Origin of the sequence: Kosakonia sp. CFBP8986 (assembly GCF_034044935.1) — a bacterium.
Lineage (GTDB): Bacteria > Pseudomonadota > Gammaproteobacteria > Enterobacterales > Enterobacteriaceae > Kosakonia > Kosakonia cowanii.
Genome location: NZ_JAXCXB010000003.1, coordinates 473747 through 499471, shown reverse-complemented (window position 1 = coordinate 499471; position 25725 = coordinate 473747). Strand labels below are relative to the sequence as shown.

At 57.7% G+C, this 25725-nt stretch carries 19 protein-coding genes; 11 read left to right on the top strand and 8 right to left on the bottom strand.

What is annotated here, in order from left to right:
* Positions 1-10 precede the first annotated feature (10 nt).
* The 5 genes from araA to rluA all read left to right on the top strand — a co-directional run bounded on the left by araA (position 11) and on the right by rluA (position 8555).
* Positions 11-1513 carry an L-arabinose isomerase gene (araA, locus tag SOM48_RS09060; protein WP_094419346.1) on the top strand — a complete coding sequence of 501 codons (1503 nt, stop codon included), beginning with the start codon at positions 11-13 and terminating at the stop codon, positions 1511-1513.
* 189 nt (positions 1514-1702) lie between these two features.
* On the top strand, positions 1703-2398 hold the full coding sequence (araD, locus tag SOM48_RS09055) for an L-ribulose-5-phosphate 4-epimerase (RefSeq protein ID WP_023480360.1): 696 nt from the start codon (positions 1703-1705) through the stop codon (positions 2396-2398).
* Between the two features lie 74 nt (positions 2399-2472).
* Positions 2473-4830: a DNA polymerase II gene (gene polB / locus SOM48_RS09050; protein ID WP_320511821.1), complete on the top strand. Its 2358-nt coding sequence runs from the start codon at positions 2473-2475 to the stop codon at positions 4828-4830.
* Positions 4831-4976: 146 nt separating this feature from the next.
* Entirely contained in the window at positions 4977-7883 is a 2907-nt protein-coding gene (rapA, locus tag SOM48_RS09045; protein WP_320511820.1) for an RNA polymerase-associated protein RapA, read from the top strand.
* 12 nt (positions 7884-7895) lie between these two features.
* A complete protein-coding gene (gene rluA / locus SOM48_RS09040; RefSeq protein ID WP_320511819.1) occupies positions 7896-8555 on the top strand; it encodes a bifunctional tRNA pseudouridine(32) synthase/23S rRNA pseudouridine(746) synthase RluA in 660 nt (219 codons plus the stop codon).
* A 36-nt stretch (positions 8556-8591) separates the two neighbouring features.
* Here rluA and djlA read toward each other — a convergent pair whose 3' ends face one another.
* Positions 8592-9416, bottom strand: coding sequence for a co-chaperone DjlA (djlA, locus tag SOM48_RS09035; protein ID WP_076768907.1), 825 nt, complete (start codon positions 9414-9416; stop codon positions 8592-8594).
* Positions 9417-9611: 195 nt separating this feature from the next.
* Between djlA and lptD the strand changes: the two genes are divergently transcribed.
* Genes lptD through apaH form a run of 6 tightly spaced genes read left to right on the top strand, consistent with a single transcriptional unit; the run spans position 9612 to position 16331 of the window.
* On the top strand, positions 9612-11954 hold the full coding sequence (lptD, locus tag SOM48_RS09030; RefSeq protein WP_076768908.1) for an LPS assembly protein LptD: 2343 nt from the start codon (positions 9612-9614) through the stop codon (positions 11952-11954).
* Positions 11955-12007: 53 nt separating this feature from the next.
* On the top strand, positions 12008-13294 hold the full coding sequence (surA, locus tag SOM48_RS09025) for a peptidylprolyl isomerase SurA (protein ID WP_320511818.1): 1287 nt from the start codon (positions 12008-12010) through the stop codon (positions 13292-13294).
* Positions 13291-14280 carry a 4-hydroxythreonine-4-phosphate dehydrogenase PdxA gene (gene pdxA, locus SOM48_RS09020; protein ID WP_128483656.1) on the top strand — a complete coding sequence of 330 codons (990 nt, stop codon included), beginning with the start codon at positions 13291-13293 and terminating at the stop codon, positions 14278-14280. The genes surA and pdxA overlap by 4 nt, the downstream gene beginning before the upstream one ends.
* Positions 14277-15098, top strand: a complete 822-nt coding sequence (gene rsmA / locus SOM48_RS09015) for a 16S rRNA (adenine(1518)-N(6)/adenine(1519)-N(6))-dimethyltransferase RsmA (RefSeq protein ID WP_023480359.1) — start codon at positions 14277-14279, stop codon at positions 15096-15098. The genes pdxA and rsmA overlap by 4 nt, the downstream gene beginning before the upstream one ends.
* A gap of 3 nt (positions 15099-15101) precedes the next feature.
* The gene (apaG, locus tag SOM48_RS09010; RefSeq protein ID WP_042715373.1) at positions 15102-15479 is read left to right on the top strand and encodes a Co2+/Mg2+ efflux protein ApaG; all 378 of its coding nucleotides are present in this window, start codon (positions 15102-15104) and stop codon (positions 15477-15479) included.
* A gap of 3 nt (positions 15480-15482) precedes the next feature.
* Positions 15483-16331 (top strand): bis(5'-nucleosyl)-tetraphosphatase (symmetrical) ApaH, encoded by an 849-nt coding sequence (apaH, locus tag SOM48_RS09005; RefSeq protein ID WP_128483658.1) that lies wholly within the window; start codon positions 15483-15485, stop codon positions 16329-16331.
* 34 nt (positions 16332-16365) lie between these two features.
* Here the strand turns inward: apaH and folA are convergent, their stop codons facing one another.
* The 7 genes from folA to dapB all read right to left on the bottom strand — a co-directional run bounded on the left by folA (position 16366) and on the right by dapB (position 25693).
* Entirely contained in the window at positions 16366-16845 is a 480-nt protein-coding gene (gene folA / locus SOM48_RS09000; protein ID WP_023480281.1) for a type 3 dihydrofolate reductase, read from the bottom strand.
* A 194-nt stretch (positions 16846-17039) separates the two neighbouring features.
* Positions 17040-18902, bottom strand: a complete 1863-nt coding sequence (gene kefC / locus SOM48_RS08995; protein WP_139966657.1) for a glutathione-regulated potassium-efflux system protein KefC — start codon at positions 18900-18902, stop codon at positions 17040-17042.
* Positions 18895-19425, bottom strand: coding sequence for a glutathione-regulated potassium-efflux system oxidoreductase KefF (gene kefF / locus SOM48_RS08990; RefSeq protein WP_054802790.1), 531 nt, complete (start codon positions 19423-19425; stop codon positions 18895-18897). The genes kefC and kefF overlap by 8 nt, the downstream gene beginning before the upstream one ends.
* A gap of 131 nt (positions 19426-19556) precedes the next feature.
* The gene (locus SOM48_RS08985; protein ID WP_023480333.1) at positions 19557-19790 is read right to left on the bottom strand and encodes a YgdI/YgdR family lipoprotein; all 234 of its coding nucleotides are present in this window, start codon (positions 19788-19790) and stop codon (positions 19557-19559) included.
* Positions 19791-20025: 235 nt separating this feature from the next.
* Complete coding sequence (carB, locus tag SOM48_RS08980) at positions 20026-23250, bottom strand: carbamoyl-phosphate synthase large subunit (protein WP_320511816.1); 3225 nt, start codon at positions 23248-23250, stop codon at positions 20026-20028.
* 17 nt (positions 23251-23267) lie between these two features.
* Positions 23268-24416 carry a glutamine-hydrolyzing carbamoyl-phosphate synthase small subunit gene (gene carA, locus SOM48_RS08975; protein WP_023480398.1) on the bottom strand — a complete coding sequence of 383 codons (1149 nt, stop codon included), beginning with the start codon at positions 24414-24416 and terminating at the stop codon, positions 23268-23270.
* Between the two features lie 455 nt (positions 24417-24871).
* The gene (gene dapB, locus SOM48_RS08970) at positions 24872-25693 is read right to left on the bottom strand and encodes a 4-hydroxy-tetrahydrodipicolinate reductase (protein ID WP_320511815.1); all 822 of its coding nucleotides are present in this window, start codon (positions 25691-25693) and stop codon (positions 24872-24874) included.
* Positions 25694-25725: the final 32 nt, after the last annotated feature.

The following is a 25725-nucleotide window of genomic DNA, read 5'->3' as shown; positions in this document are numbered from 1 at the left end:
GGACACGATCATGACTATTTTCGACAAGTATGAAATTTGGTTCGTTATTGGCAGCCAGCACCTGTACGGGCCGGAAGCCCTGAAGCAGGTGACGCATCATGCCGAGCAGGTGGTTAACGCCCTCAACGCAGAAGCAAAACTGCCCTGCAAACTGACGCTGAAGCCGCTGGGAACCACGCCGGATGAGATTACCGCCATCTGCCGCGATGCCAACTATGACGAGAAGTGCGCCGGGCTGGTGGTGTGGCTGCACACCTTCTCCCCAGCGAAAATGTGGATCAACGGCCTGTCGATCCTCAATAAGCCGCTGCTGCAGTTCCATACCCAGTTTAATGCCTCCCTGCCGTGGGACAGCATCGATATGGACTTTATGAACCTCAACCAGACCGCGCACGGCGGCCGCGAATTTGGCTTTATCGGCGCGCGTATGCGTCAGCAGCACAGCGTGGTAACCGGTCACTGGCAGGATAAACAGGCTCATTCCCGCATCGGTGCGTGGATGCGTCAGGCGGTGTCGAAACAGGATACCCGTCACCTGAAAGTGGTGCGCTTTGGCGACAATATGCGTGAAGTAGCGGTAACCGACGGCGATAAAGTGGCCGCACAGATCAAATTTGGCTTCTCGGTAAATACCTGGGGCGTGGGCGATCTGGTGCAGGTGGTGAATGCGGTGAGCGATGGCGATATCAATGCGCTGGTCGATGAGTATGAGAGCAGCTACCGCCTGACCGCAGCGGCCCAGGTGAACGGCGATAAACGCCAGAACGTAATCGATGCCGCGCGTATCGAGCTTGGCCTGAAACGCTTCTTAGAAGAGGGCGGCTTCCACGCCTTCACCACCACTTTTGAAGATCTGCACGGCCTGAAACAGCTGCCGGGCCTGGCGGTACAGCGCCTGATGCAGCAGGGCTACGGCTTTGCCGGCGAAGGCGACTGGAAGACCGCAGCGCTGCTGCGCATTATGAAGGTGATGTCCGGCGGCCTGAACGGCGGCACCTCCTTTATGGAGGATTACACCTACCACTTTGAGAATGGCAACGACCTGGTACTCGGCTCGCATATGCTGGAAGTGTGCCCTTCTATCGCTCTCGACGAGAAACCAACGCTTGATGTGCAATATCTCGGCATCGGCGGCAAGGCCGATCCGGCACGTCTGATCTTCTCCACCAAAACGGGCCCGGCGATCAACGCCAGCCTGATCGATCTCGGGGATCGCTTCCGCCTGCTGGTGAACTGCGTTGAAGCGGTGAAAACGCCGCACGATCTGCCGAACCTGCCGGTGGCGAATGCTCTGTGGAAAGCGCTGCCGGATCTCAATACCGCTTCCGAAGCGTGGATCCTCGCCGGTGGCGCGCACCATACCGTCTTTAGCCAGGCGCTGACGCTTGATGATATGCGCCAGTTCAGCGAGCTGCACGGCATTGAGCTGACGGTGATCGATGAAGATACCCGCCTGCCAGCGTTTAAAGATGCGCTGCGCTGGAACGAGCTCTATTACGGTTCTAAGCGCTAAGCCGATGCCCGGTGGCACTGCGTTTACCGGGCCTACAAAACCACCACGCCGGATAAGCATCGCGCCATCCGGCAATACAGACAAAACGAACCCGTAGGCCGGATAAGCCACGCGCCATCCGGCAATACAGACGAAACAAACCCGTAGGCCGGATAAGCAACGCGCCATCCGGCAATACAGGAGAAACCGATGCTCGACGATCTCAAACGGCAGGTGCTGGAAGCCAACCTGGCACTGCCAAAACATAATCTGGTCACCCTGACCTGGGGCAACGTCAGCGCCGTCGACCGCACCCGCGGCGTGCTGGTGATCAAACCCTCCGGCGTCGATTACACCGTGATGACCGCCGAGGATATGGTGGTGGTCGATATCGCCACCGGCGAGGTGGTTGAAGGGACGAAAAAGCCCTCTTCCGATACCCCCACCCACCGCTTGCTCTACCAGGCGTTTCCGACCATTGGCGGCATTGTCCACACCCATTCGCGCCACGCCACCATCTGGGCGCAGGCCGGGCAACCCATTCCGGCGACCGGCACCACCCACGCCGACTACTTCTATGGCGAGATCCCCTGCACCCGCAAAATGCGCGATGAGGAGATCAACGGTGAATATGAGTGGGAAACGGGCAATGTGATTGTCGAAACCTTCGAGAAAAACGGTATCGACGCGGCGCAGATGCCCGGCGTACTGGTGCACTCCCACGGGCCGTTCGCTTGGGGTAAAAATGCCGATGACGCGGTGCATAACGCCATTGTGCTGGAAGAGGTGGCCTATATGGGCATCTTTAGCCGTCAGCTCAATCCGCAGCTGCCCGCCATGCAGCAAACGCTGCTGGATAAGCACTATTTACGTAAACATGGCGCGAAAGCCTATTACGGCCAATAGCTGTATAAAACCACAGCATCACCTACCGAACCAGGCTATAATCTCGCCTGGTTTCGGTTGAGTGAGAGCAAACTGTGGCGCAGGCGCAAGAAGGCTTTATTTTAACCCGTCACTGGCGGGATACGCCCAACGGGACGGAGATCGAACTCTGGCTTGCCACGGATAACGGCCCGCTGCGCGTGGTGCTGCCGCCGCAGGAGTCGGTTGCCTTTATTCCCGCCGAACAGGCCGACAACGCCCGCGCGCTGCTGCGCGATGAGCACAACTGGCGCTTAACGCCCCTCTCCCTCAATGATTTTCACCGCCGTCCCGTAATGGGTCTCTACTGTCGCGCCCACCGTCAATTAATGCGTTTTGAGAAGCTGCTGCGCGAAGGCGGCGTTACCGTCTATGAAGGCGATGTCCGCCCGCCGGAGCGCTATCTGATGGAGCGCTTTATCACCGCTCCGGTGTGGGTCGATGGCGAACCGCGCGGCAATGCGCTGGTCAATGCGCGCCTGAAACCGAGCCCGCACTATCGCCCGCCGCTGAAGTGGGTGTCGCTGGATATTGAAACCACCCGCCACGGTGAACTTTACTGCATCGGCCTTGAGGGCTGCGGCCAGCGCACGGTCTATATGCTCGGCCCAGAGAATGGTAATGCGCAGGGGCTCGATTTCGACCTTATCTATGTCGCCAGCCGCCCGCAGCTGCTGGAGAAGCTTAACGCCTGGTTTGCCGAGCACGATCCCGATGTGCTGATTGGCTGGAACGTGGTGCAGTTCGATTTGAAAGTGCTGCAAAAGAGCGCCGAGCGCTATCGCGTGCCGCTAACCCTCGGGCGCAACGGCAGCGAGCTGGAGTGGCGCGAGCACGGCTTTAAAAACGGCGTCTTCTTTGCCCAGGCACCGGGCCGCTTGATTATCGACGGCATCGACGCGCTGAAGTCCGCCTTCTGGAGCTTCTCCTCCTTCTCGCTGGAATCGGTATCGCGCGAACTGCTCGGCGAGGGGAAAGCGATCGACAACCCGTGGGATCGCATGGATGAGATTAACCGCCGCTTCGCCGAAGATAAGCCGGCGCTTGCTACCTATAACCTGAAGGATTGCGAGCTGGTGACGCGTATCTTCCACAAGACGGAGATCATGCCCTTCTTGCTGGAGCGCGCGACGGTCAACGGCCTGCCCGCCGACCGCCACGGCGGCTCGGTTGCCGCCTTTAGCCACCTCTATTTTCCGCGCATGCACCGCGCCGGTTATGTGGCGCCCAATCTCGGCGATGTCGCACCGCAGGCCAGCCCAGGCGGCTATGTGATGGACTCACGTCCTGGCCTCTATGATTCGGTGCTGGTGCTCGATTACAAAAGCCTCTACCCGTCGATCATCCGCACCTTTCTTATCGATCCCGTCGGTCTGATTGAAGGGTTAGCGCAGCCGGATGCGGCGCACAGCACGGAAGGTTTCCTCGGCGCGTGGTTTTCGCGCGAGAAGCACTGCCTGCCGGAGATTGTCGGGCAGATCTGGCACGGGCGCGATGAGGCCAAACGGCAGGGCAATAAGCCGCTGTCGCAGGCGCTGAAGATCATTATGAACGCCTTCTACGGCGTGCTCGGCACCACCGCCTGCCGCTTCTTCGATCCGAGATTGGCCTCGTCGATCACCATGCGCGGGCACCAGATCATGCTGCAAACCAAAGCGCTGATCGAAGCCGAAGGATATGACGTGATCTATGGCGATACGGACTCCACCTTCGTCTGGCTTAAGCATCAGCACAGCGAAGAGGCGGCGGTGAAAATTGGTCAGCAGCTGGTCGACACGGTTAACCGCTGGTGGACTTCCCATCTGCAACAGCAGGGGCTGGAGAGCGCGCTGGAGCTGGAGTTCGAAACCCATTTTTGCCGCTTCCTGATGCCGACCATTCGCGGTACGGATCAGGGGAGTAAAAAGCGCTACGCCGGGATGATTCAGGAGGGCGATACGCAGCGCATGGTGTTTAAAGGCCTTGAGACGGTGCGTACCGACTGGACGCCGCTGGCGCAGCAGTTCCAGCAGTCGCTCTATCTGCGTATTTTTCGCAACGAGCCCTACCAGGATTATGTCCGCGAGACCATCGCCAGCCTGATGGCGGGCGAACTGGATGCGCAGCTGGTCTACCGCAAGCGCCTGCGCCGCCCGCTGGCGGAGTATGAGCGTAATGTGCCGCCGCACGTGCGCGCCGCGCGTCTTGCCGACGAGGAGAACCAGAAGCGCGGGCGCGCGCCGCAGTACCAGAACCGCGGCACCATTAAGTATCTCTGGACGACGAGTGGTCCGGAACCGGTCGATTACCAGCGCTCGCCGCTCGATTACGATCACTATTTAACGAAGCAGTTGCAGCCGGTCGCCGATGGGATCCTTCCTTTCCTTGACGATGACTTTGCTACACTGATGACAGGGCAGCTGGGACTATTCTGACCGTGATGCTGCACGAATCGGTCTATACGAACGAAGTTGGTTCCAGTACCATAGCGCCCTTCCTTTTTCTGGCCCCAAATTTATCCGCCCGCCTGTCGCCAGGCGGTGACGAACTATTGCCTGCAATTAGAGATTAGAGTTCATTTATGCCCTTTACACTTGGTCAACGCTGGATCAGCGATACGGAAAGCGAGCTTGGACTTGGTACTGTCGTTGCGATGGACGCGCGCACGGTCACCCTGCTTTTCCCCGCCACCGGTGAAAATCGCTTGTATGCCCGCAGCGACTCTCCCGTCACGCGCGTCATGTTCAATCCCGGTGACACCATCACCAGTCACGACGGCTGGCAGCTCACCATCGATGAAGTCAACGAAGAGAACGGTCTGCTCGCCTATACCGGTACGCGTCTTGATACCGGTGAGAGCAATGTGGTGCTGCGTGAAGTGCTGCTCGACAGCAAGCTGGTGTTCAGCAAGCCGCAGGATCGTCTTTTCGCCGGGCAGATTGATCGTATGGACCGTTTCGCGCTGCGCTACCGCGCGCGGAAATACCAGAGTGAGCAGTACCGCATGCCGTGGAGCGGCCTGCGTGGGCAGCGTACGAACCTGATTCCGCACCAGTTGCACATTGCCCATGACGTGGGCCGCCGCCATGCGCCGCGCGTGCTGCTGGCCGATGAAGTGGGGCTGGGCAAAACCATTGAAGCCGGGATGATCCTGCATCAGCAGCTACTGGCGGGTGCCGCCGAGCGCGTGCTAATCGTGGTGCCGGAAACCCTGCAACACCAGTGGCTGGTTGAGATGCTGCGCCGCTTCAACCTGCGCTTTGCGCTGTTTGATGACGATCGTTATGCCGAAGCGCAGCACGATAGCGATAACCCGTTCGAGACCGAACAGCTGGTGATCTGCTCCCTTGATTTCGTGCGCCGCAGCAAGCAGCGCCTCGAACACCTGTGCGATGCCGAGTGGGATCTGCTGGTGGTCGATGAAGCGCACCACCTGGTGTGGAGCGAAAAAGAGGCGAGCCGCGAATATCTCGCCATTGAACAACTGGCCGAGCGCGTGCCGGGCATTCTGCTGCTGACCGCAACACCGGAACAGCTCGGTATGGAGAGCCACTTTGCGCGTCTGCGCCTGCTCGACCCGAACCGTTTCCATGATTTCGCCCAGTTTGTTGATGAGCAGCAGAACTACCGTCCGGTAGCCGACGCCGTCGCGCTGCTGCTGGCGGGCGAACGCCTGAGCAATGACGATCTCAATATGCTGAGCGAGCTGGTGGGCGAGCAGGATATCGAGCCGCTGCTGCAAACCGCGAACAGCGACCGCGAGGGCGCTGCCGATGCGCGCCAGGAGCTGATCGCCATGCTGATGGATCGCCACGGCACCAGCCGCGTGCTGTTCCGTAACACCCGTAACGGGGTCAAAGGCTTCCCGAAACGCGAACTGCACACGGTGAAACTGCCGCTGCCGACCCAGTACCAGACGGCGATTAAGGTCTCCGGCATCATGGGTGCGCGCAAAAGCCAGGAAGAGCGCGCCCGCGATATGCTCTACCCGGAGCAGATCTATCAGGAGTTTGAGGGCGACAGCGGCACATGGTGGAACTTCGATCCGCGCGTCGAGTGGCTGATGGGCTACCTCACCAGCCACCGCTCGCAGAAGGTGCTGGTGATCTGCGCCAAAGCGGCGACCGCGCTGCAGCTGGAGCAGGTTCTGCGCGAGCGCGAAGGTATCCGCGCGGCAGTGTTCCATGAAGGGATGTCGATTATTGAACGCGACCGCGCGGCGGCCTGGTTCTCGGAAGAGGATAGCGGCGCGCAGGTGCTGCTCTGCTCCGAAATCGGCTCCGAAGGGCGTAACTTCCAGTTCGCCAGCCATCTGGTGATGTTCGACCTGCCCTTTAACCCGGATCTGCTCGAACAGCGTATTGGCCGTCTGGATCGTATTGGCCAGGCGCACGACATTCAGATCCACGTGCCCTATCTTGAAAAAACCGCGCAGTCGGTGCTGGTGCGCTGGTATCACGAAGGGCTGGACGCGTTTGAACACACCTGCCCGACCGGCCGCGCCATCTATGACAGCGTACACGGCGAGCTGATTAACTACCTGGCCGCGCCGGAAAATACCGACGGTTTTGACGATCTGATTAAAACCTGCCGCGCGCAGCATGATGAGCTGAAAGCGCAGCTGGAGCAGGGCCGCGACCGCCTGCTGGAGATCCACTCCAACGGCGGCGAGAAAGCGCAGGCGCTGGCTGACAGCATCGCCGAGCAGGATGACGACACCGCGCTTATTGCCTTCGCCATGAACCTGTTTGATATCGTCGGCATTAACCAGGACGATCGCGGCGAGAACATGATTGTGCTGACGCCGTCGGATCATATGCTGGTGCCGGACTTCCCAGGCTTGCCGGAAGATGGCTGCACCATCACCTTTGAGCGTGATGTAGCGCTGTCGCGCGAAGATGCGCAGTTTGTCACCTGGGAGCACCCGATCATCCGTAACGGCCTGGATCTGATCCTCTCCGGCGACACCGGTAGCAGCACCATTTCGCTGCTGAAGAACAAAGCCTTACCGGTCGGCACGCTGCTGGTAGAACTGATCTACGTGGTCGAAGCGCAGGCACCGAAGCAGTTGCAGTTAAACCGCTTCCTGCCGTCGACGCCGATCCGCCTGCTGGTGGATAAAAATGGTAACAACCTCGCCGCGCAGGTGGAGTTTGAGACCTTTAACCGTCAGTTGAGCGCGGTAAACCGCCATACCGGCAGCAAACTGGTCAACGCCGTACAGCAGGAAGTGCATACCATTCTGCAAAAAGGTGAAGCCCAGGTGGCTGATGCCGCGAAGGCGCTGATTGAAGCTGCGCGCCGCGAAGCCGATGAGAAGCTCTCTGCGGAGCTGGCGCGTCTGGAAGCGCTGAAAGCCGTCAACCCGAACATTCGTGATGACGAACTGGAAGCGATCGAGAGCAACCGGCTGCAGGTGATGGAGAGCCTGGCGCAGGCCAGCTGGCGTCTGGACGCGCTGCGTCTGATTGTCGTCACGCATCAATAAACGGAGCGCGAAATGGTGATGGAGCCCTACAACCCGCCGCAGGATCCCTGGCTGGTCATTCTCTATCAGGATGAGCACATTATGGTCGTCAACAAGCCCAGCGGCTTGTTGTCGGTGCCGGGCCGTCTTGATGAGCACAAAGACAGCGTGATGACGCGCATTCAGCGCGACTATCCGCTGGCGGAATCGGTGCACCGGCTGGATATGGCCACCAGCGGCGTGATTGTGGTGGCACTCACCAAAGCGGCCGAGCGCGAGCTGAAACGCCAGTTCCGCGAACGCGAACCGAAAAAACATTACCTGGCGCGCGTCTGGGGTCACCCGGAAAACGCGGAAGGGCTGGTGGATCTGCCGCTGATTTGCGACTGGCCGAACCGGCCAAAGCAGAAGGTCTGTTTTGAAACCGGCAAGGCGGCGCAGACGGAGTATGAAGTGTTGTCGTATGACGAGGATGGCAGCGCGCGGGTGCGTCTGAAGCCGATTACCGGCCGCTCGCATCAGCTGCGGGTGCATATGCTGGCGCTGGGTCATCCGATTCTTGGCGACCGCTTTTATGCGACGCCAGACGCGCTGGCAATGGCGCCGCGTTTACAGCTCCATGCCGAAATATTGACCATTACCCACCCGGCGTTTGGCAACAGCATGACGTTTAAGGCACCGGTGGATTTTTGAGAACGCGCCCCGATCTTGCGGTCGGGGACGTTTTTATTAGCGAAAACCTTTCTGTTCGCGAATCAGTTCGTAGGCTTTCTGGATGTCCTGCGCTTTCTGCTTCGCCATCTCCATCATCTCCGGCGGTAATCCTTTCGCCACCAGCTTATCCGGGTGATGCTCACCCATTAAGCGGCGATAGGCGCGTTTAATGGTTGTCGCATCGTCGGTGGCTTTCACCCCCAGCACGTTGCAGGCATCTTCGAGCGTCGGGCCGCGTTGCGACTGCTGCCATCCACCACCGCCCGCCTGCTGCTGCGAGTTGTTAAAGCCGCCGCCAAACTGCGCCCCGCCCTGCATCATCAGCAGGAACTGATCGAACTGCTGGCGAGAGATGCCCAGCTCTTCGGCAATGACGTAAAGCACCTGGCGTTCACTCGGGTGAAGCGTACCGTCAGCAAACGCGGCCTGGATTTGAATTTCCAGAAACATCCTAATCAAATCAAAGCGGCCGAAACAGACGCTGCGAAACTGACGCATCTTGTCGCGTAACGGGTAGTTATCCGTTTTACCGACGCGAAACGCGTGCTGCGCCGCGGTGCGCGACTCGCCGTGCAGGTTCAGACGATCCATAAACAGGCTGGCGACCTGAATATCCGCTTCCGTCACGCGCCCCTTCGATTTGGTTAAATGCCCCATAACCTCAAAGGTGGTGGCAAAAAAGAGCGTCTGGCGCTCGCGCTGGTTGGCAAACCACGCCATTTTACGGCTGCGCGATTTGTCAAAAAGATGCCCAATAATCAGCCCCAGCACGGCGCCCCAAAAGCCGCCGCCTACGAAAAGGGCAACGACCACTCCAACCACTTTCCCCCAATACTGCATATACTCCCCAAATCGTCATGCCGTCGGCTAAAATTTGCTTTATCATACCCGTCATTCTATGCCGTGCACAGGCGCAGGCTCTCCTTCTGGCTCGAACGCGGGCAGGATTAAAACTAGCGTTGCAAAGGCGAGTAAGTTAGTCTCAGACCGTTTGCCAGCGTAAAGCCACAGATGACGGAACAACACATAAAACGTATGAAAAAACGTATCCCCACCCTCCTGGCCACCATGATTGGCTACGCCCTTTACAGTCAGCAGGGGATGGCAGCCGATCTTGCCTCGCAGTGTATGCTTGGCGTTCCCAGCTATAACCGCCCCCTGATTAAAGGCGATACCAATAACTTACCGGTAACGATCAACGCCGATCATGCTAAAGGCAACTACCCTGACGACGCCGTTTTTACCGGTAATGTCGATATTAATCAGGGTAATAGCCGCATGCAGGCCGATGAGGTGCAGGTTCATCAACAGCAACCGGAAGGTCAGACGGAACCTGTACGAACGGTGGATGCGCTCGGTAATGTGCACTATGACGACAATCAGGTCATCCTGAAAGGTCCGAAAGGTTGGGCGAATCTCAACACCAAAGATACCAATATCTGGGACGGTAACTACCAGATGGTGGACCGCCAGGGGCGCGGTACAGCCGATCTGATGAAACAGCGCGGCCAGAATCGCTATACCATTCTGGACAACGGTACCTTTACCTCCTGTCTGCCCGGCTCTAATACCTGGAGCGTGGTGGGAAGCGAGGTGATTCAGGATCGCGAAGAGCAGGTTGCTGAGATCTGGAACGCCCGCTTTAAGCTCGGCCCGGTTCCGGTCTTCTACAGCCCTTATATGCAATTGCCGATCGGCGATAAGCGCCGTTCAGGTTTCTTGATCCCGAACGCCAAGTACACTACCAGCAACTATTTCGAATTCTATCTGCCCTACTACTGGAACATCGCGCCCAATATGGATGCGACGATCACGCCGCACTATATCCACAAGCGCGGCAACACCCAGTGGCAGAATGAGTTCCGCTACTTGTCGCAAGCCGGCCAGGGCCTGATCGAGTTCGACTACCTGCCATCAGATAAAGTCTACGAAGACGAATACCCAAAAGAGGGCGATCGCCATCGCTGGCTCTTCTTCTGGCAGCACAGCGGTGTAATGGATAAAGTGTGGCGTTTTAACGCGAACTACACCAAAGTGAGCGATCCGCGCTATTTTAACGACTTCTCGTCAAAATATGGTTCCAGTACCGACGGTTACGCCACGCAGATCCTCAGCGTCGGCTATGCGGTTCAAAACTTTGACGCTACGGTCTCCACCAAGCAGTTCCAGGTGTTTAACCGTAACAACAGTAACTCCTACTCTGCGCAGCCGCAGGTGGACGTGAACTGGTACCATAACGATCTTGGTCCGTTTGATTTCCGCATGTATGGCCAGGCGGTCAACTTTGTTAACACCAACAAAAATAACCCAGAGTCAACGCGTCTGCATCTGGAGCCGACCTTAAGCCTGCCGGTTTCTAATGGCTGGAGCAGCCTCAATACGGAAGTTAAACTGCTGGCGACCCACTACCAGCAGACCAATGTCGACACCTATAACACCCGTAACGGTACCGATTACCGCGACTCAGTAAACCGCGTTATGCCGCAGTTTAAAGCCGACGGTAAGCTGGTGTTTGAGCGTGATATGGATTGGGCGGCGGGCTACACCCAGACGCTGGAGCCGCGCGCGCAGTACCTCTACGTACCGTACCGCGATCAGAGCCATATCAATAACTACGACTCCTCCCTGCTGCAGTCGGACTACAGCGGCCTGTTCCGTGACCGTACCTACGGCGGTCTCGACCGTATCGCGTCAGCAAACCAGGTTACCACCGGTCTTACCACGCGTATTTATGATGATGCGGCGGTTGAACGTTTTAACGTTTCTGTTGGTCAAATCTACTATTTCACCGAGTCCCGTACCGGTGATGACAATATCAACTGGGAGAAAGACAACAAAACCGGTTCGCTGGTATGGGCGGGCGATACCTACTGGCGTATCTCCGACCGTTGGGGCCTGCGTGGCGGGGTTCAGTACGATACGCGTCTGAACAACATCGCCAACAGCAGCTCTGCGCTGGAGTACCGCCGGGATCAAGACCGTCTGCTACAGCTGAGCTACCGTTACGCAAGCCCGGAGTATATCCAGGCTACGCTGCCGAACTTTGCCAAAGCTGAGCAGTATAAAAACGGGATTTCGCAGGTGGGCACTGCCGCAAGCTGGCCGATTGCCGATCGCTGGTCTCTTGTTGGCGCGTACTATCTTGATACCAATACCAGTAAGCCTGCGGACCAGATGGTTGGTGTGCAGTACAACTCCTGCTGTTATGCGATTCGCCTCGGTTGGGAACGTAAGCTTAACGGCTGGGAGAACGATCAGAGCAAGTATGAAAAAGTTATCGGTTTCAACATTGAGCTTCGCGGCCTGAGTTCCAACTATGGCCTGGGTACGCAAGAGATGCTGCGCTCGAACATCCTGCCGTACCGTAGCTCACTGTGATCTGTTTGATTTGCAACGTAATCCGCACTGCGGTTAATTGAAATGGAAAAGGTATGAAGAACTGGAAAACGCTGCTTCTCGGTATCGCTATGGTTGCGAATACCAGTTTTGCCGCGCCTCAGGTTGTCGATAAAGTCGCCGCCGTGGTGAATAACGGCGTCGTGCTCGAAAGTGACATTGATGGTTTGATGCAGTCCGTCAAAGCGAATGCTGGCCAGGCAGGTCAACAGTTGCCGGATGACAAAACCCTGCGCCATCAGATCCTGGAGCGTCTGATCATGGATCAGATCATTTTGCAGATGGGCACGAAGATGGGCGTCAAAGTGACTGACGAACAGCTCGATGCCGCTATCGCGGATATTGCGAAACAGAACAACATGACGATGGATCAGATGCGCAGCCGTCTGGCCTACGACGGGATGAATTTCAGCACCTATCGTAATCAGATCCGCAAAGAGATGATCATCTCTGAAGTGCGTAACAGCGAAGTGCGTCGCCGCGTGACCGTGCTGCCGCAGGAAGTGGAGTCGCTGGCGCAGCAGGTTGGCAACCAGAACGATGCCAGCACCGAGCTGAACCTGAGCCACATCCTGATCCCGCTGTCAGAAAACCCAACCTCCGCACAGGTTAACGAAGCAGAAGCCCAGGCGCGCTCGATCATCGAGCAGGCGCGTAACGGCGCTGACTTTGGCAAGCTGGCAATCACCTACTCTGCCGACCAGCAGGCGCTGAAAGGCGGCCAGATGGGCTGGGGCCGTATTCAGGAGCTGCCGAGCGTCTTCGCTCAGGCGCTGAGCACGGCGAAAAAAGGCGACGTGCTGGGCCCAATTCGCTCCGGTGTTGGTTTCCACATTCTTAAAGTGAACGATCTGCGCGGTCAGTCGAAGAGCATCTCCGTGACCGAGGTGCATGCCCGTCACATCCTGCTGAAACCGTCGCCGATCATGACCGATGACCAGGCGCGCACCAAGCTGGAAGAGATTGCTGCCGATATTAAGAGCGGTCGCACCACGTTTGCTAATGCGGCGAAAGAGTTCTCTCAGGATCCGGGTTCAGCCAACCAGGGCGGCGACCTCGGCTGGGCGGCAGCGGATATCTACGATCCCGCTTTCCGCGATGCGCTGATGAAGCTGAAACGCGGCCAGATGAGCGCCCCGGTGCACTCCTCCTTCGGCTGGCACCTGATCGAAATGCTCGATTCGCGTAACGTCGACAAAACCGATGCCGCGCAGAAAGATCGCGCCTACCGGATGTTGATGAACCGCAAGTTCTCTGAAGAGGCGGCAACCTGGATGCAGGAACAACGCGCCAGCGCTTACGTCAAAATTCTGAGCAACTGATGAACACGCAGCGCATCGTTATCACTCCCGGCGAACCCGCCGGGATTGGCCCGGATCTGGTGGTGCAGCTCGCCCAGCGCGACTGGCCGGTTGAACTGGTAATCTGTGGCGATGCGACGCTGTTAACCGACCGGGCAGCCCTGCTCGGTCTGCCGCTTACGCTTCGGGAGTACGCTCCCGGGCATGCAGCGGCGCCGCAACAGGCCGGAACCCTTACCCTGCTGCCCGTTGCGCTCAACGCGCCGGTTGTCGCTGGTCGTCTTAATCCGCAAAACGGTGCTTACGTCGTCTCTACCCTTGCCCGCGCCTGCGATGGTTGCCTGAACGGCGAATTCGCCGCGCTGGTCACCGGCCCGGTGCATAAAGGGGTGATCAACGATTCGGGTACGCCCTTTACCGGGCACACGGAGTTTTTCGAGCAGCGCGCTCACGCCGACAAAGTGGTGATGATGCTGGCAACGGAGACGCTGCGCGTGGCGCTAGCGACGACGCACCTGCCGCTCCGGGAGGTTGCAGATGCCATCACGCCCGATCTTCTGCGTGAAGTTATCACCATCCTGCACGGCGATTTACGGCAGAAGTTTGGTATTGCCTCTCCGCATATTCTGGTCTGCGGCCTCAACCCCCACGCGGGTGAAGGCGGCCATATGGGCACGGAAGAGATCGATACCATCATTCCGTTGCTGGAAGCGATGCGTCACGAAGGCATGAACTTGAGCGGTCCGCTCCCGGCAGACACGCTGTTTCAGCCGAAATACCTCGATAACGCCGACGCGGTGCTGGCGATGTACCACGATCAAGGCCTGCCCGTGCTAAAATACCAGGGCTTTGGCCGCGGGGTGAATATTACCCTCGGTTTACCTTTTATTCGCACCTCCGTCGACCACGGTACCGCCCTTGAACTGGCGGGAAAGGGAACCGCGGAGGTCGGCAGTTTTATTACGGCGCTTAATCTCGCCATCAAGATGATTGTTAATACTCAATGAATACTCGCGTCCATCAGGGCCACTTAGCCCGCAAGCGCTTCGGGCAAAACTTCCTCCACGACCAGTTCGTGATCGACAGCATCGTTTCCGCCATCAACCCGCAAAAGGGTCAGGCCATGGTCGAAATCGGCCCGGGTCTTGGCGCGCTGACCGAACCGGTCGGCGATCGTCTGGATAAAATGACGGTGATCGAGCTTGACCGCGATCTGGCGGCTCGTCTGCAAACGCATCCGTTCCTCGCACCAAAGCTGACGATTTATCAGCAGGATGCGATGACCATGAACTTCGGCGAGCTGTCGCAAACCCTCGGCCAGCCGCTGCGCGTTTTCGGCAATCTGCCCTACAACATCTCGACACCGTTGATGTTTCATCTGTTTAGCTATACTGATGCCATTGCCGACATGCACTTTATGTTGCAAAAAGAGGTGGTAAACCGCCTGGTTGCAGGGCCGAACAGTAAAGCGTATGGACGACTGAGCGTAATGGCGCAGTACTATTGCCAGGTGATCCCGGTGCTCGAAGTGCCGCCGACCGCCTTCGCGCCGCCGCCAAAAGTCGATTCCGCCGTGGTGCGCCTGGTGCCGCATACCACTATGCCGCACCCGGTAAAAGAGGTTCGCACCCTGAGCCGCATTACTACCGAAGCGTTCAACCAGCGCCGTAAGACCATTCGTAACAGTCTCGGCAATGTGTTTACCGTCGACGTGCTTTCATCGTTGGGTATCGATCCGACGATGCGCGCAGAAAATATCTCTGTTGCGCAGTATTGTCAGTTAGCCAACTATCTGACGGATAATGCGCCGCCGAAGGAGAGTTAACCCATGATCAATTCGCCCCGCGTCTCTGTGCAGGTTCAAAGCCTCTATATCGAGTCACAGTCGCAACCCGACCATGAACGCTATGTCTTTGCTTACACCGTCACCATCCGGAACCTGGGGCGAAGCGCCGTCCAGTTGCTCAGTCGCTACTGGTTGATCACCAATGGAAATGGCCGCGAAACGGAAGTGCAGGGCGAAGGTGTGGTCGGCGAGCAGCCCCATATCGAGCCAGGCGGCGAATTTCAGTACACCAGCGGCGCGGTGATCGAAACGCCGCTGGGCACCATGCAGGGCCATTACGATATGGTCGATGCGCAGGGCAACCCCTTCCGCGTCGCTATCCCGGTCTTCCGACTCGCCGTTCCAATAGTGATCCATTAATCAATGTCTACATACTTTATTGGCGACGTTCACGGTTGCTTTGATGAACTGATCGCGCTGTTAAACCAGGTGGAGTTTTCACCGGAAAAAGACACCGTATGGCTGACCGGCGACCTCGTGGCGCGCGGCCCTGGCTCGCTCGACGTGCTGCGCTACGTCAAATCTCTTGGCGACAGCGCGCGCATTGTGCTCGGCAATCACGATCTGCATCTGCTGGCGGTCTTTGCCGGCATCAGCCGCAATAAGCCAAAAGATCGGCTTAACCTGCTGCTGGAAGCGCCCGACGCCGACGAGCTGATTAACTGGCTGCGCCGCCAGCCGCTGCTGCAAGTCGACGAAGAGAAAAAGGTGGTGATGGCCCACGCCGGGATCACGCCACAGTGGGATCTCGACACGGCGAAAAGCTGCGCCCGCGATGTCGAAGCGGTGCTGGCGAGCGACTCCTATCCGCTGTTCCTCGATGCGATGTATGGCGATCTGCCAAACCACTGGTCGCCGGAGCTAAGCGGCCTTGCACGTTTACGCTTTATCACCAACGCGTTTACGCGCATGCGTTACTGCTTCCCGAACGGGCAGCTGGATATGTACTGCAAAGATACGCCGCAGAACGCGCCAGCACCGCTGAAGCCCTGGTTCTCAATTCCGGGTCCGGTCGCGCAGGCGTACAGCATCGTCTTCGGTCACTGGGCATCGCTGGAAGGGGAAGGCACGCCGGAGGGGATTTACGGGCTGGATACGGGCTGCTGCTGGGGAGGGGATCTCACCTGCCTGCGCTGGGAAGATAAGCAGATCTTCACCCAGCCATCGAATCGCCAGATGGATCTGGGTGATGGGGAAGCCATCGCCTCCTGAAATGAAAATCCCCGGCATGCCGGGGATTTTGCTATTAGCGACGCTCGAGAATTTCGAAGCAGTAGCTGTGTGAATTCTGCGCGTCCGCGTCGTGGAATTCACTGAAGACCGAGTCCCACTCGTCCGGATCGTAATCCGGGAAATGGGTATCGCCCTCCACTTCCGCATCAATGTGCGTCAGGTAGAGGCGCTGCGCTTTCGGCAGGAACTGCTCGTAGACGCGTCCGCCACCGATCACCATGATCTCCTGCGCATCGCCGCACGCCGCCAGCGCATCCTCAACGGATTTCACCCACTCAACGCGATCGTCGGTGCCTGGCTGGCTGCTGATGACAATGTTTTTACGCCCCGGCAGCGGGCGACCGATGGATTCCCATGTCAGGCGGCCCATCACAACAGGTTTGTTTAAGGTGTTGCGCTTAAACCAGGCGAGATCGGCAGGGAGATCCCACGGCATGGCATTCTCCATACCGATGACGCGATCCACTGCTAACGCCGCAATCAGACTGATCATTCATTCATTTCCTGGATGCAAAAAATTGTCGCCACTATACGGAAAGCACAATCTTTCGTCGACGGTGCGCAAGGTAAAGAAGAAGAAAAATTTCTGTTCTGCTGGCGGTGGCCTTGCGCATCTCTGCACCGCCAGCTTTCCATGCCTGATCTATCAAGCCGTTAGCCGTCAAGCAGCCTTAACAGGCCGCGCGATTAGGGCTCTGGTTTCACCGCGGGCTCATCTGCCGGATCGTCAGTGTGCCGCCCCTCTTCCGTCCCCTGCCAGCCATGGCGCTGCGTAACGGAGAGATGCGCACGGTCTTCGGCGATAATCTCCGTCAGCATGGCGCTGGTACGCTTAAACACCGCAACGCGCCCCTGGCCGCCATCTTCCGCATTCGCCATCTCTTCAATCATGTCGTGATTAAAGCGGCGGAAGCGATCGGCGCGCTCACGCGCCTCATAGGCACCCAGCCCCAGCCCTTCAAGGGCCTGACGGCCGGTTTTCAACGCCGCTTCGAAGGTCTCACGTTCAGGATCCTCAACGCCCATCTGACGCAGGCGAATATAGTGATCGACATCGCGAGCGCGGGCAATAATGCGCAGGTGCGGGAAGTGCTCCTTCGCCAGCTCCGTTAAGTGCAGGCTGGCTTCGGGATCATCAATTGCGTTGATCAATACTTCCGCCCGCGCCGCGCCCGCAGACTCCAGCAGATCGACGCGGGTCGCGTCACCGTAGAAGACCTTCATGCCAAACTTACGCAGCGTCTCGATATGATCGGGGTCGTGATCGAGGATCACCATCTTCACGCCGCTGGAGAGCAGCAGACGGCCTGAGATCTGCCCGAAGCGGCCAAAGCCGGCAACGATCACCCGCGCCTCCTCTTCGTCAATCGCATCGGCTTCCTGCTCCCGATCGCCGCCGCCCGCTTCCAGACGCGCGAGCACCAACAGCAGCAGCGGCGTTGCCGCCATCGACAGCGCCACGGTGAGGGTTAAGGCTTTCGCCCATTCGCTATCCAGCACCTGCGCCGTCTGCGCGGCGCCAAACACCACGAAGGCAAACTCACTCCCCTGCCCCAGCAGCGCCGCGAACCACCAGCGCTGTTTGCGCGGCACCGTTAAAGGGCGCGCAATCAGCCACAGCACAGCGGTTTTAATCACCAGGAATCCGCCCAGCAGCAGCAGAATGCGCAGCGGATGGCTCACCAGCGTGCCGAAATCGATCGACATGCCAACGCCGATAAAGAAGAGCCCGAGCAGCAACCCTTTAAACGGCTCGATATCGCTCTCCAGCGCGTGGCGATACTCGGAGCTGGCAAGCAGCACCCCGGCGAGGAATGCGCCCATCGCCATCGATAACCCGGCCTCTTCCAGCAGCAAACCGAAACCGAAGACCAGCAGCAGCGCCACGGCGCAGAAGACTTCGCGCAGGCCGGAGCGGGCAACAAAACGCAGCGCCGGGCGCGCGACATAACGCCCAATCAGCACCACCAGCGTTAGCGCCGCCACCACTTTCAACGCGGATAATAGAAAGGCGCTGAGAGTCATCGCTCCGCCACTGGCGGCCAGCAGCGGGATCATCGCCACCAGCGGAATGGCGGCGATATCCTGGAACAGCAACACTGAAAAGGCGCTGCGCCCCATCTGCGAGGCGGTCAGGTTCCGCTCATTCATCGCCTGCATGGCGATAGCGGTCGATGAGAGCCCCAGCGTCAGGCCAATCAGCAGCGCCACCGGCCACGGCAGGCCGAGCAGCAGGCAGAAGCCCCCAAGCAGCAGGCCACAGCTGCCCATCTGCAATGCGCCGCCGCCAAACACCGAGGCGCGCAATTTCCATAACCGCTGCGGATCCAGCTCCAGACCGATAATAAACAGCATCAATACCACGCCAATTTCGGCGAAGTGCAGAATAGATTCCGCATCGGTGACCAGCCGTAACCCCCACGGGCCGATAATCCCGCCGGCAATCAAGTAACCAAGCACTGAACCGAGCCCGAGGCGCATGGCGATTGGCACCACCAGCGCCGCCGCGCCCAGGTAGATCAGCGCCTGAATCATTGAGTGACTATCCACGCTGCACCTCCAGCCATGTCTGCAAACGCTGTTTATATTGCCGTGCCTGCGCCTGCAGGGTTTCGTCATCGCAGACAAAAGTGCGGTGAATGGCAAAAGGCGGCAGCCAGGTTAGCCCGCAATAAAGCGCCGTGGCCTGCAAAGGCTGAGCCAGCACTTCAAAACCAGGGTGCTCACCCAGATCAAAATGGTGTTCGCCGCCGCCGGTGGTCACCGCCCACATAATGCTTTTGCCACGCAATGCGGTGCCGCCGTGACCATATGCCCAGCCGTGAGCCAGCACTTTATCGATCCAGAGTTTGAGTAACGGCGTGACGCTATACCACTGCATCGGGTGCTGCCAGATGATGAGATCGGCACGTGCCAGCGCCTGCTGCTCGGCGGCAATATCGATATTGAAATCGGGATAGAGGTCGTAAAGGGAGCGGATCTCCACCTCATCCATTGTCCCGACCTGCTCAAGCATCTGCTTATTAGCATGGGAGTGTTGCGGATAGGGGTGGGCGTAAATAATAAGGATCATCGATTACCTGTTTCACTGATATTTTCAGAGAGTGTAGTCAGTTAATCGATTGGCTAACAGTAGCAATCTGTAGGGGAATTCAGAGGGGGGTCGTGCGGCGGCGAAAGCCACCGCACGCTAAGCGTGGCGAATTAGTTATTCAGCTCGCTCATCCCTTTAACCTGGTCACGGTTGATCTGCTGCGTTTTGCCAGTTTCGGCATTTTTAATGGAGACCATGCCGGTATCTTTGTCTACCTGCGGCTTGCCGTCGGTAACGATAGTTTTGCCATCGGTCGTCTCTACAGCCTGGTTTGAAGAACAACCAGCAACGGTGAACAGCGCAGCGGCAGTCATTACGGATGTGAGCAGAAGTTTAGTTTTCATGGTTCTCTCCCTGTTTTGCAGTGAATTTTAGGCTTCTTGGGAGTAAGTGTAGGGTAACTCGCTGAGGTATGAGGAAAATACAGAACACTCTGAAGGTGGGGAATGGTAGGCCGGATAAGGCGTAGCCGCCATCCGGCAATAATGCCTGATGGCGCTGCGCTTATCAGGCCTACGTGATCCGGTCTACAAATAATGCAAATACAAAAAATTCGGGCCGGTAAACCGGCCCGCTCTGCTACTTGTTGATCTGCGCGTGCATCTCCTGCACGGAGGTCACCTTCTCGGTGGCGTCGGCATTCAGCGCCATCGCGGTGGCGAAGCCGCCGTTCAGGGTGGTGTCGTAATGCACCTTGTACTGCAGCGCGCTGCGGCGGATCAGTTTTGAATCCTCAATCGCCTGGCGGCCTGCGGTGGTGTTGATGATGTAGGTATATTCGCCATTCTTAATACGATCCTGAATGTGCGGACGCCCTTCATGCACCTTATTCACCAGACGCGGGTTGATGCCTGCTTCGCCGAGCACAATCGCTGTGCCGTGGGTAGCATCCAGCTCAAAGCCCTGCTTCAGCAGCTTGGCGGCAAGGTCAACAACGCGCTCTTTATCCCCTTCACGCACTGACAGCAGCGCACGGCCACGCTTCTGCATGGTGGAGTTGCTGCCGAGCTGCGCTTTGGCAAACGCTTCAGCAAAGGTGCGACCAACGCCCATCACTTCCCCGGTCGAGCGCATCTCTGGCCCTAACAGCGGGTCAACGCCCGGGAATTTGTTGAACGGCAGCACCACCTCTTTCACCGAGTAGTACGGCGGGATAATTTCGCTGGTGTGTCCCTGCGCAGCCAGAGTCTGGCCGGTCATCACGCGCGCCGCCACTTTCGCCAGCGGAACACCCGTCGCTTTTGAAACAAACGGTACGGTACGCGCCGCGCGCGGGTTCACTTCAATCAGGTAGACGTCGTTATCTTTCACTGCGAACTGCACGTTCATCAGACCGCGCACCTGCAATTCAAACGCCAGTTTCTGCACCTGCTGGCGCATCACATCCTGAATCTCCTGGCTGAGCGTATAGGCCGGCAGCGAACACGCGGAGTCACCGGAGTGCACCCCTGCCTGCTCGATATGCTCCATGATGCCGCCAATCAGCACGCTTTCGCCGTCGCAAATCGCGTCGACGTCCACTTCTACTGCGTCATCGAGGAATTTATCCAGCAGCACCGGTGCATCGTTCGAGACGCTGACTGCGGTCATAAAGTAGCGACGCAGGTCAACTTCGTCGTAGACAATCTCCATTGCGCGGCCGCCCAACACATAGGAGGGACGCACCACCAGCGGATAGGTGATCTCTTTGGCTTTCTCAACCGCCTGCTCCAGCGCCGTGACCGTGGCGTTAGCCGGTTGCAGCAGCTTCAGGCGCTCTACCGCCTGCTGGAAACGTTCGCGGTCTTCTGCGCGGTCAATCGCGTCCGGGCTGGTGCCGATAATCGGTACGCCCGCTGCTTCCAGTTCGCGCGCCAGTTTCAGCGGCGTCTGGCCACCGTACTGGACGATCACGCCCTTCGGCTTCTCAATACGCACGATTTCCAACACATCTTCCAGCGTTACCGGCTCGAAGTAGAGGCGGTCAGAGGTGTCGTAATCGGTGGAGACGGTCTCCGGGTTACAGTTGACCATAATGGTCTCGTAACCATCTTCGCGCAGCGCCAGCGAGGCGTGGACGCAGCAGTAGTCAAACTCGATACCCTGGCCGATACGGTTTGGACCACCGCCGAGCACCATGATTTTTTCGCGATCCTGGCTCGGGTTCGCTTCGCACTCCTCTTCATAAGTGGAGTACATATAGGCGGTGTCGGTAGCGAATTCCGCGGCGCAGGTATCAACGCGTTTGTAGACCGGGTGCAGGTTGTACTGGTCACGCAGCTTGCGGATCTCCGCTTCCCGCACGCCAACCAGCGTCGCCAGACGCGCATCGGCGAAGCCTTTGCGTTTCAGCTGGCGCAGGAAGTCGGCGTTCAGGCCGTTGATGCCCTGCGCGGCGACCTGCTCTTCCAGACGCACCAGCTCCTCAATCTGTATCAGGAACCAGCGGTCGATATTGGTCAGGTTGAAGACCCCATCGACGGAAAGACCAGCGCGGAAAGCGTCAGCGATGTACCAGATACGATCCGCGCCCGCATCTTTCAGCTCGCGGCGGATTTTGGTCAGCGCTTCCGGATCCTCAAGGCTTACTTTCGGGTCGAAGCCGGTGGCGCCCACTTCGAGGCCGCGCAGCGCTTTTTGCAGCGACTCCTGCTGGGTGCGGCCAATCGCCATCACTTCACCAACGGATTTCATCTGCGTGGTCAGGCGGTCGTTAGCACCAACAAATTTTTCGAAGTTGAAGCGCGGAATTTTGGTGACGACATAGTCGATAGAGGGTTCGAACGACGCCGGGGTACGCCCGCCGGTGATATCGTTCATCAGTTCATCCAGCGTGTAACCTACCGCCAGTTTCGCCGCCACTTTGGCAATCGGGAAGCCGGTCGCTTTCGAGGCCAGCGCCGAGGAGCGTGACACGCGCGGGTTCATCTCAATAACAATCAGACGACCGTTTTTCGGGTTAACCGCGAACTGCACGTTGGAGCCGCCGGTCTCCACACCGATTTCACGCAGTACCGCCATCGAGGCGTTACGCATGATTTGGTACTCTTTGTCGGTCAGGGTCTGCGCGGGAGCCACGGTGATGGAGTCACCAGTATGAATGCCCATGGCGTCGAAGTTTTCAATCGAGCAGACGATGATGCAGTTGTCATTCTTATCGCGCACCACCTCCATCTCATACTCTTTCCAGCCAATCAGCGACTCATCAATCAGCAGCTCTTTGGTCGGAGAGAGGTCGAGGCCGCGGGCGCAAATCTCTTCAAACTCTTCGCGGTTATAGGCGATGCCGCCGCCGGTGCCGCCCATGGTAAAGGAGGGGCGGATAATGCACGGGTAGCCGACGTCAGCCGCTACGGCCAGCGCTTCGTCCATGGTGTGCGCAATGCCGGAACGCGCGGTATCGAGGCCGATTTTCTTCATCGCGATATCGAAACGGCGGCGATCTTCCGCTTTATCAATCGCATCTGCGGTAGCACCAATCATCGTCACGCCGAACTCTTCCAGCACGCCCTGACGTTCAAGCTCCAGCGCGCAGTTGAGCGCGGTCTGGCCGCCCATCGTCGGCAGCACCGCGTCCGGGCGCTCTTTTTCGATGATCTTGCGCACCACTTCCCAGTGGATTGGCTCGATATAGGTGGCGTCCGCCATTTCCGGGTCGGTCATGATGGTTGCCGGGTTGGAGTTCACCAGGATGACGCGGTAACCCTCTTCGCGCAGCGCTTTACACGCCTGCGCGCCGGAGTAGTCGAATTCACACGCCTGGCCGATAACAATCGGGCCAGCGCCAAGGATCAGGATGCTTTTTAGGTCTGTACGTTTTGGCATGGCTCTTTTTCTCCTGATTATTTGGCGGTATGACGATACTGCTCAATCAATTCAATAAAGTGGTCAAACAGCGGCGCGGCGTCGTGCGGGCCAGGGCTGGCTTCCGGGTGACCCTGGAAGCTGAAGGCAGGCTTATCGGTGCGGTGAATGCCCTGCAGCGTGCCGTCGAACAGCGATTTGTGCGTGACGCGCAGGTTGGCAGGCATCGACGCCTCGTCAACGGCAAAACCGTGGTTCTGCGCGGTGATCATTACCGTATTGTTGTCGATATCTTTTACCGGGTGGTTGCCGCCGTGGTGACCAAACTTCATCTTCACGGTTTTTGCACCGCTCGCCAGCGCCAGCAGCTGGTGTCCGAGGCAGATGCCGAACACTGGGATGTCGGTTTCCAGGAAAGCTTTAATCGCGTCGATAGCGTAATCGCACGGTGCCGGGTCGCCGGGGCCGTTAGAGAGGAAGATACCGTCCGGATTCATTTTCAACACTTCTGCGGCCGGGGTTTGCGCCGGGACTACCGTCAGGCGGCAGCCGCGATCCACCAGCATGCGCAGAATGTTGCGTTTTGCGCCGTAATCGTAGGCCACAACGTGGTAAGGCAGTTCGCTCTCTTGTTTCGCTTCCGGCAACTCGTCCGCAAGCGTCCAGCTGCCCTGCGTCCAGCTATAGCTCTCCTGAGTCGTCACCTCTTTCGCCAGATCCATCCCGTTCAGCCCCGGGAAGGCTTTCGCTTTCTCCAGCGCCACGGTCTCGTCGAGGTTTTCGCCCGCGATAATGCAGCCGTTCTGTGCGCCTTTTTCGCGCAGCAGGCGGGTCAGCTTGCGGGTATCGATATCGGCAATCGCCACGATGTTATGGCGTTTCAGGTAGGAAGAGAGATCTTCAGTGCTGCGGTAGTTGCTGGCGATCAGCGGCAGGTCGCGAATTACCAGACCTTGCGCATGCACCTGAGAGGACTCTTCGTCAGCCGCGTTGGTGCCGACATTGCCAATATGAGGATAAGTAAGAGTGACGATTTGGCGGGAATAGGAAGGATCAGTGAGGATTTCTTGATAACCGGTCATTGAAGTATTGAAAACGACTTCCCCAACCGCCGTGCCTGTTGCCCCTATGGCCCGACCGTAAAACTGGGTTCCGTCTTCCAGAACCAATAGCGCTGACTTAATCAAAACACCCTCCAGAGAATATTCACTCACTTTATTTGCATATTAATTCATATCAGGATGATGAATCAATGCAAATTTGCTGGCCGTGGATTTTTGGCAAACGGCGGCATTCTGGAGAGATGCGGGATAAAAGTCAACTTATGAGGCCTATTTTTCTTTCTCTTTTACGCCACTGCCTGCTTTTACAAGGTTTAAGAGATAAAAAAAGAAGATAAACAGAGCGGGGAAAACGCTTGCGCGGGAAGAAAATTGTATCTGAGCCGTGGTCGGGAGGAAAAACCAGACCAAATGGTCAAAATTTACATTTTAGAAACAAAAAATGGCTTATAAAGCGTTTGATTTAGCGGCTTAAAGAGAAAAATAGCTTATAGAGGGCAAAATAAAAGGGCAATAAATTATTGCCCTTTGCAATCAATCCATTATGACTGCAACAACCACATCACGAAGGGTAAAAATGCTTACAGATTGTTGAGATTGAGGACATCACGCATATCAAAAAGACCGTTTTCTTTATCTTTAAGCCATGAAGCGGAACGCACCGCGCCATTAGCGAAGGTCATGCGGCTTGACGCTTTATGCGTAATCTCGACACGTTCGCCAATATCGGCGAACATCGCCGTATGTTCGCCGACGATATCCCCGGCGCGAACCGTAGCAAAGCCAATGGTGCCGGGAACCCGCTCACCGGTATGGCCTTCACGCGAATAAACCGCGCACTCTTTTAACTCTTTATTCAGTGAGCTGGCGATCGCTTCACCCATCGCCAGCGCCGTGCCTGACGGGGCATCCACTTTATGACGGTGGTGGGCTTCGATAATTTCAATGTCGGTGTAGTCGCCCATCACCTTCGCCGCCTTCTCCAGCAGCTTCAGCATGACGTTTACGCCAACGCTAAAGTTAGCGGCAAAGACGATGGCAATCTCCTGCGCTGCATCGCTGATCGCCTGCTTGCCCGCTTCATCAAAACCGGTAGTCCCAATCACCATGGCTTTATGGTGCTGACGGCAAAAGGCGAGATGGTGCAGCGTCCCTTCCGGGCGGGTGAAATCGATAAAGACATCGAAATCATCTTTCACTGCCTCAAGGCTGCTCTGCACCGTGACGCCGCTTTTACCCGCGCCTGCGAGTTCGCCCGCATCGCTTCCCAGCAGAGATGAACCTTCCCGCTCCAGCGCTGCACCAAGGGCCACGCCCTCCATAGCCAGCGCCGCCTGAATCAGCTGTCGGCCCATACGACCGCCAGCGCCCGCGATGGCTACGCGGATTGCTGCATCATGCATAGTTGTGCTCTTTTGTTAATTAAATGCGTAAA

What these genes read in the sequence shown, in the direction of transcription:
- araA (WP_094419346.1), top strand. Translation starts at nt 11, where the DNA reads ATGACTATTTTCGACAAGTATGAAATTTGGTTCGTTATTGGCAGCCAG.
- araD (WP_023480360.1), top strand. Translation starts at nt 1,703, where the DNA reads ATGCTCGACGATCTCAAACGGCAGGTGCTGGAAGCCAACCTGGCACTG.
- rapA (WP_320511820.1), top strand. Translation starts at nt 4,977, where the DNA reads ATGCCCTTTACACTTGGTCAACGCTGGATCAGCGATACGGAAAGCGAG.
- rluA (WP_320511819.1), top strand. Translation starts at nt 7,896, where the DNA reads ATGGTGATGGAGCCCTACAACCCGCCGCAGGATCCCTGGCTGGTCATT.
- djlA (WP_076768907.1), bottom strand. Translation starts at nt 9,416, where the DNA reads ATGCAGTATTGGGGGAAAGTGGTTGGAGTGGTCGTTGCCCTTTTCGTA.
- lptD (WP_076768908.1), top strand. Translation starts at nt 9,612, where the DNA reads ATGAAAAAACGTATCCCCACCCTCCTGGCCACCATGATTGGCTACGCC.
- surA (WP_320511818.1), top strand. Translation starts at nt 12,008, where the DNA reads ATGAAGAACTGGAAAACGCTGCTTCTCGGTATCGCTATGGTTGCGAAT.
- rsmA (WP_023480359.1), top strand. Translation starts at nt 14,277, where the DNA reads ATGAATACTCGCGTCCATCAGGGCCACTTAGCCCGCAAGCGCTTCGGG.
- apaG (WP_042715373.1), top strand. Translation starts at nt 15,102, where the DNA reads ATGATCAATTCGCCCCGCGTCTCTGTGCAGGTTCAAAGCCTCTATATC.
- apaH (WP_128483658.1), top strand. Translation starts at nt 15,483, where the DNA reads ATGTCTACATACTTTATTGGCGACGTTCACGGTTGCTTTGATGAACTG.
- folA (WP_023480281.1), bottom strand. Translation starts at nt 16,845, where the DNA reads ATGATCAGTCTGATTGCGGCGTTAGCAGTGGATCGCGTCATCGGTATG.
- kefF (WP_054802790.1), bottom strand. Translation starts at nt 19,425, where the DNA reads ATGATCCTTATTATTTACGCCCACCCCTATCCGCAACACTCCCATGCT.
- SOM48_RS08985 (WP_023480333.1), bottom strand. Translation starts at nt 19,790, where the DNA reads ATGAAAACTAAACTTCTGCTCACATCCGTAATGACTGCCGCTGCGCTG.
- carB (WP_320511816.1), bottom strand. Translation starts at nt 23,250, where the DNA reads ATGCCAAAACGTACAGACCTAAAAAGCATCCTGATCCTTGGCGCTGGC.
- dapB (WP_320511815.1), bottom strand. Translation starts at nt 25,693, where the DNA reads ATGCATGATGCAGCAATCCGCGTAGCCATCGCGGGCGCTGGCGGTCGT.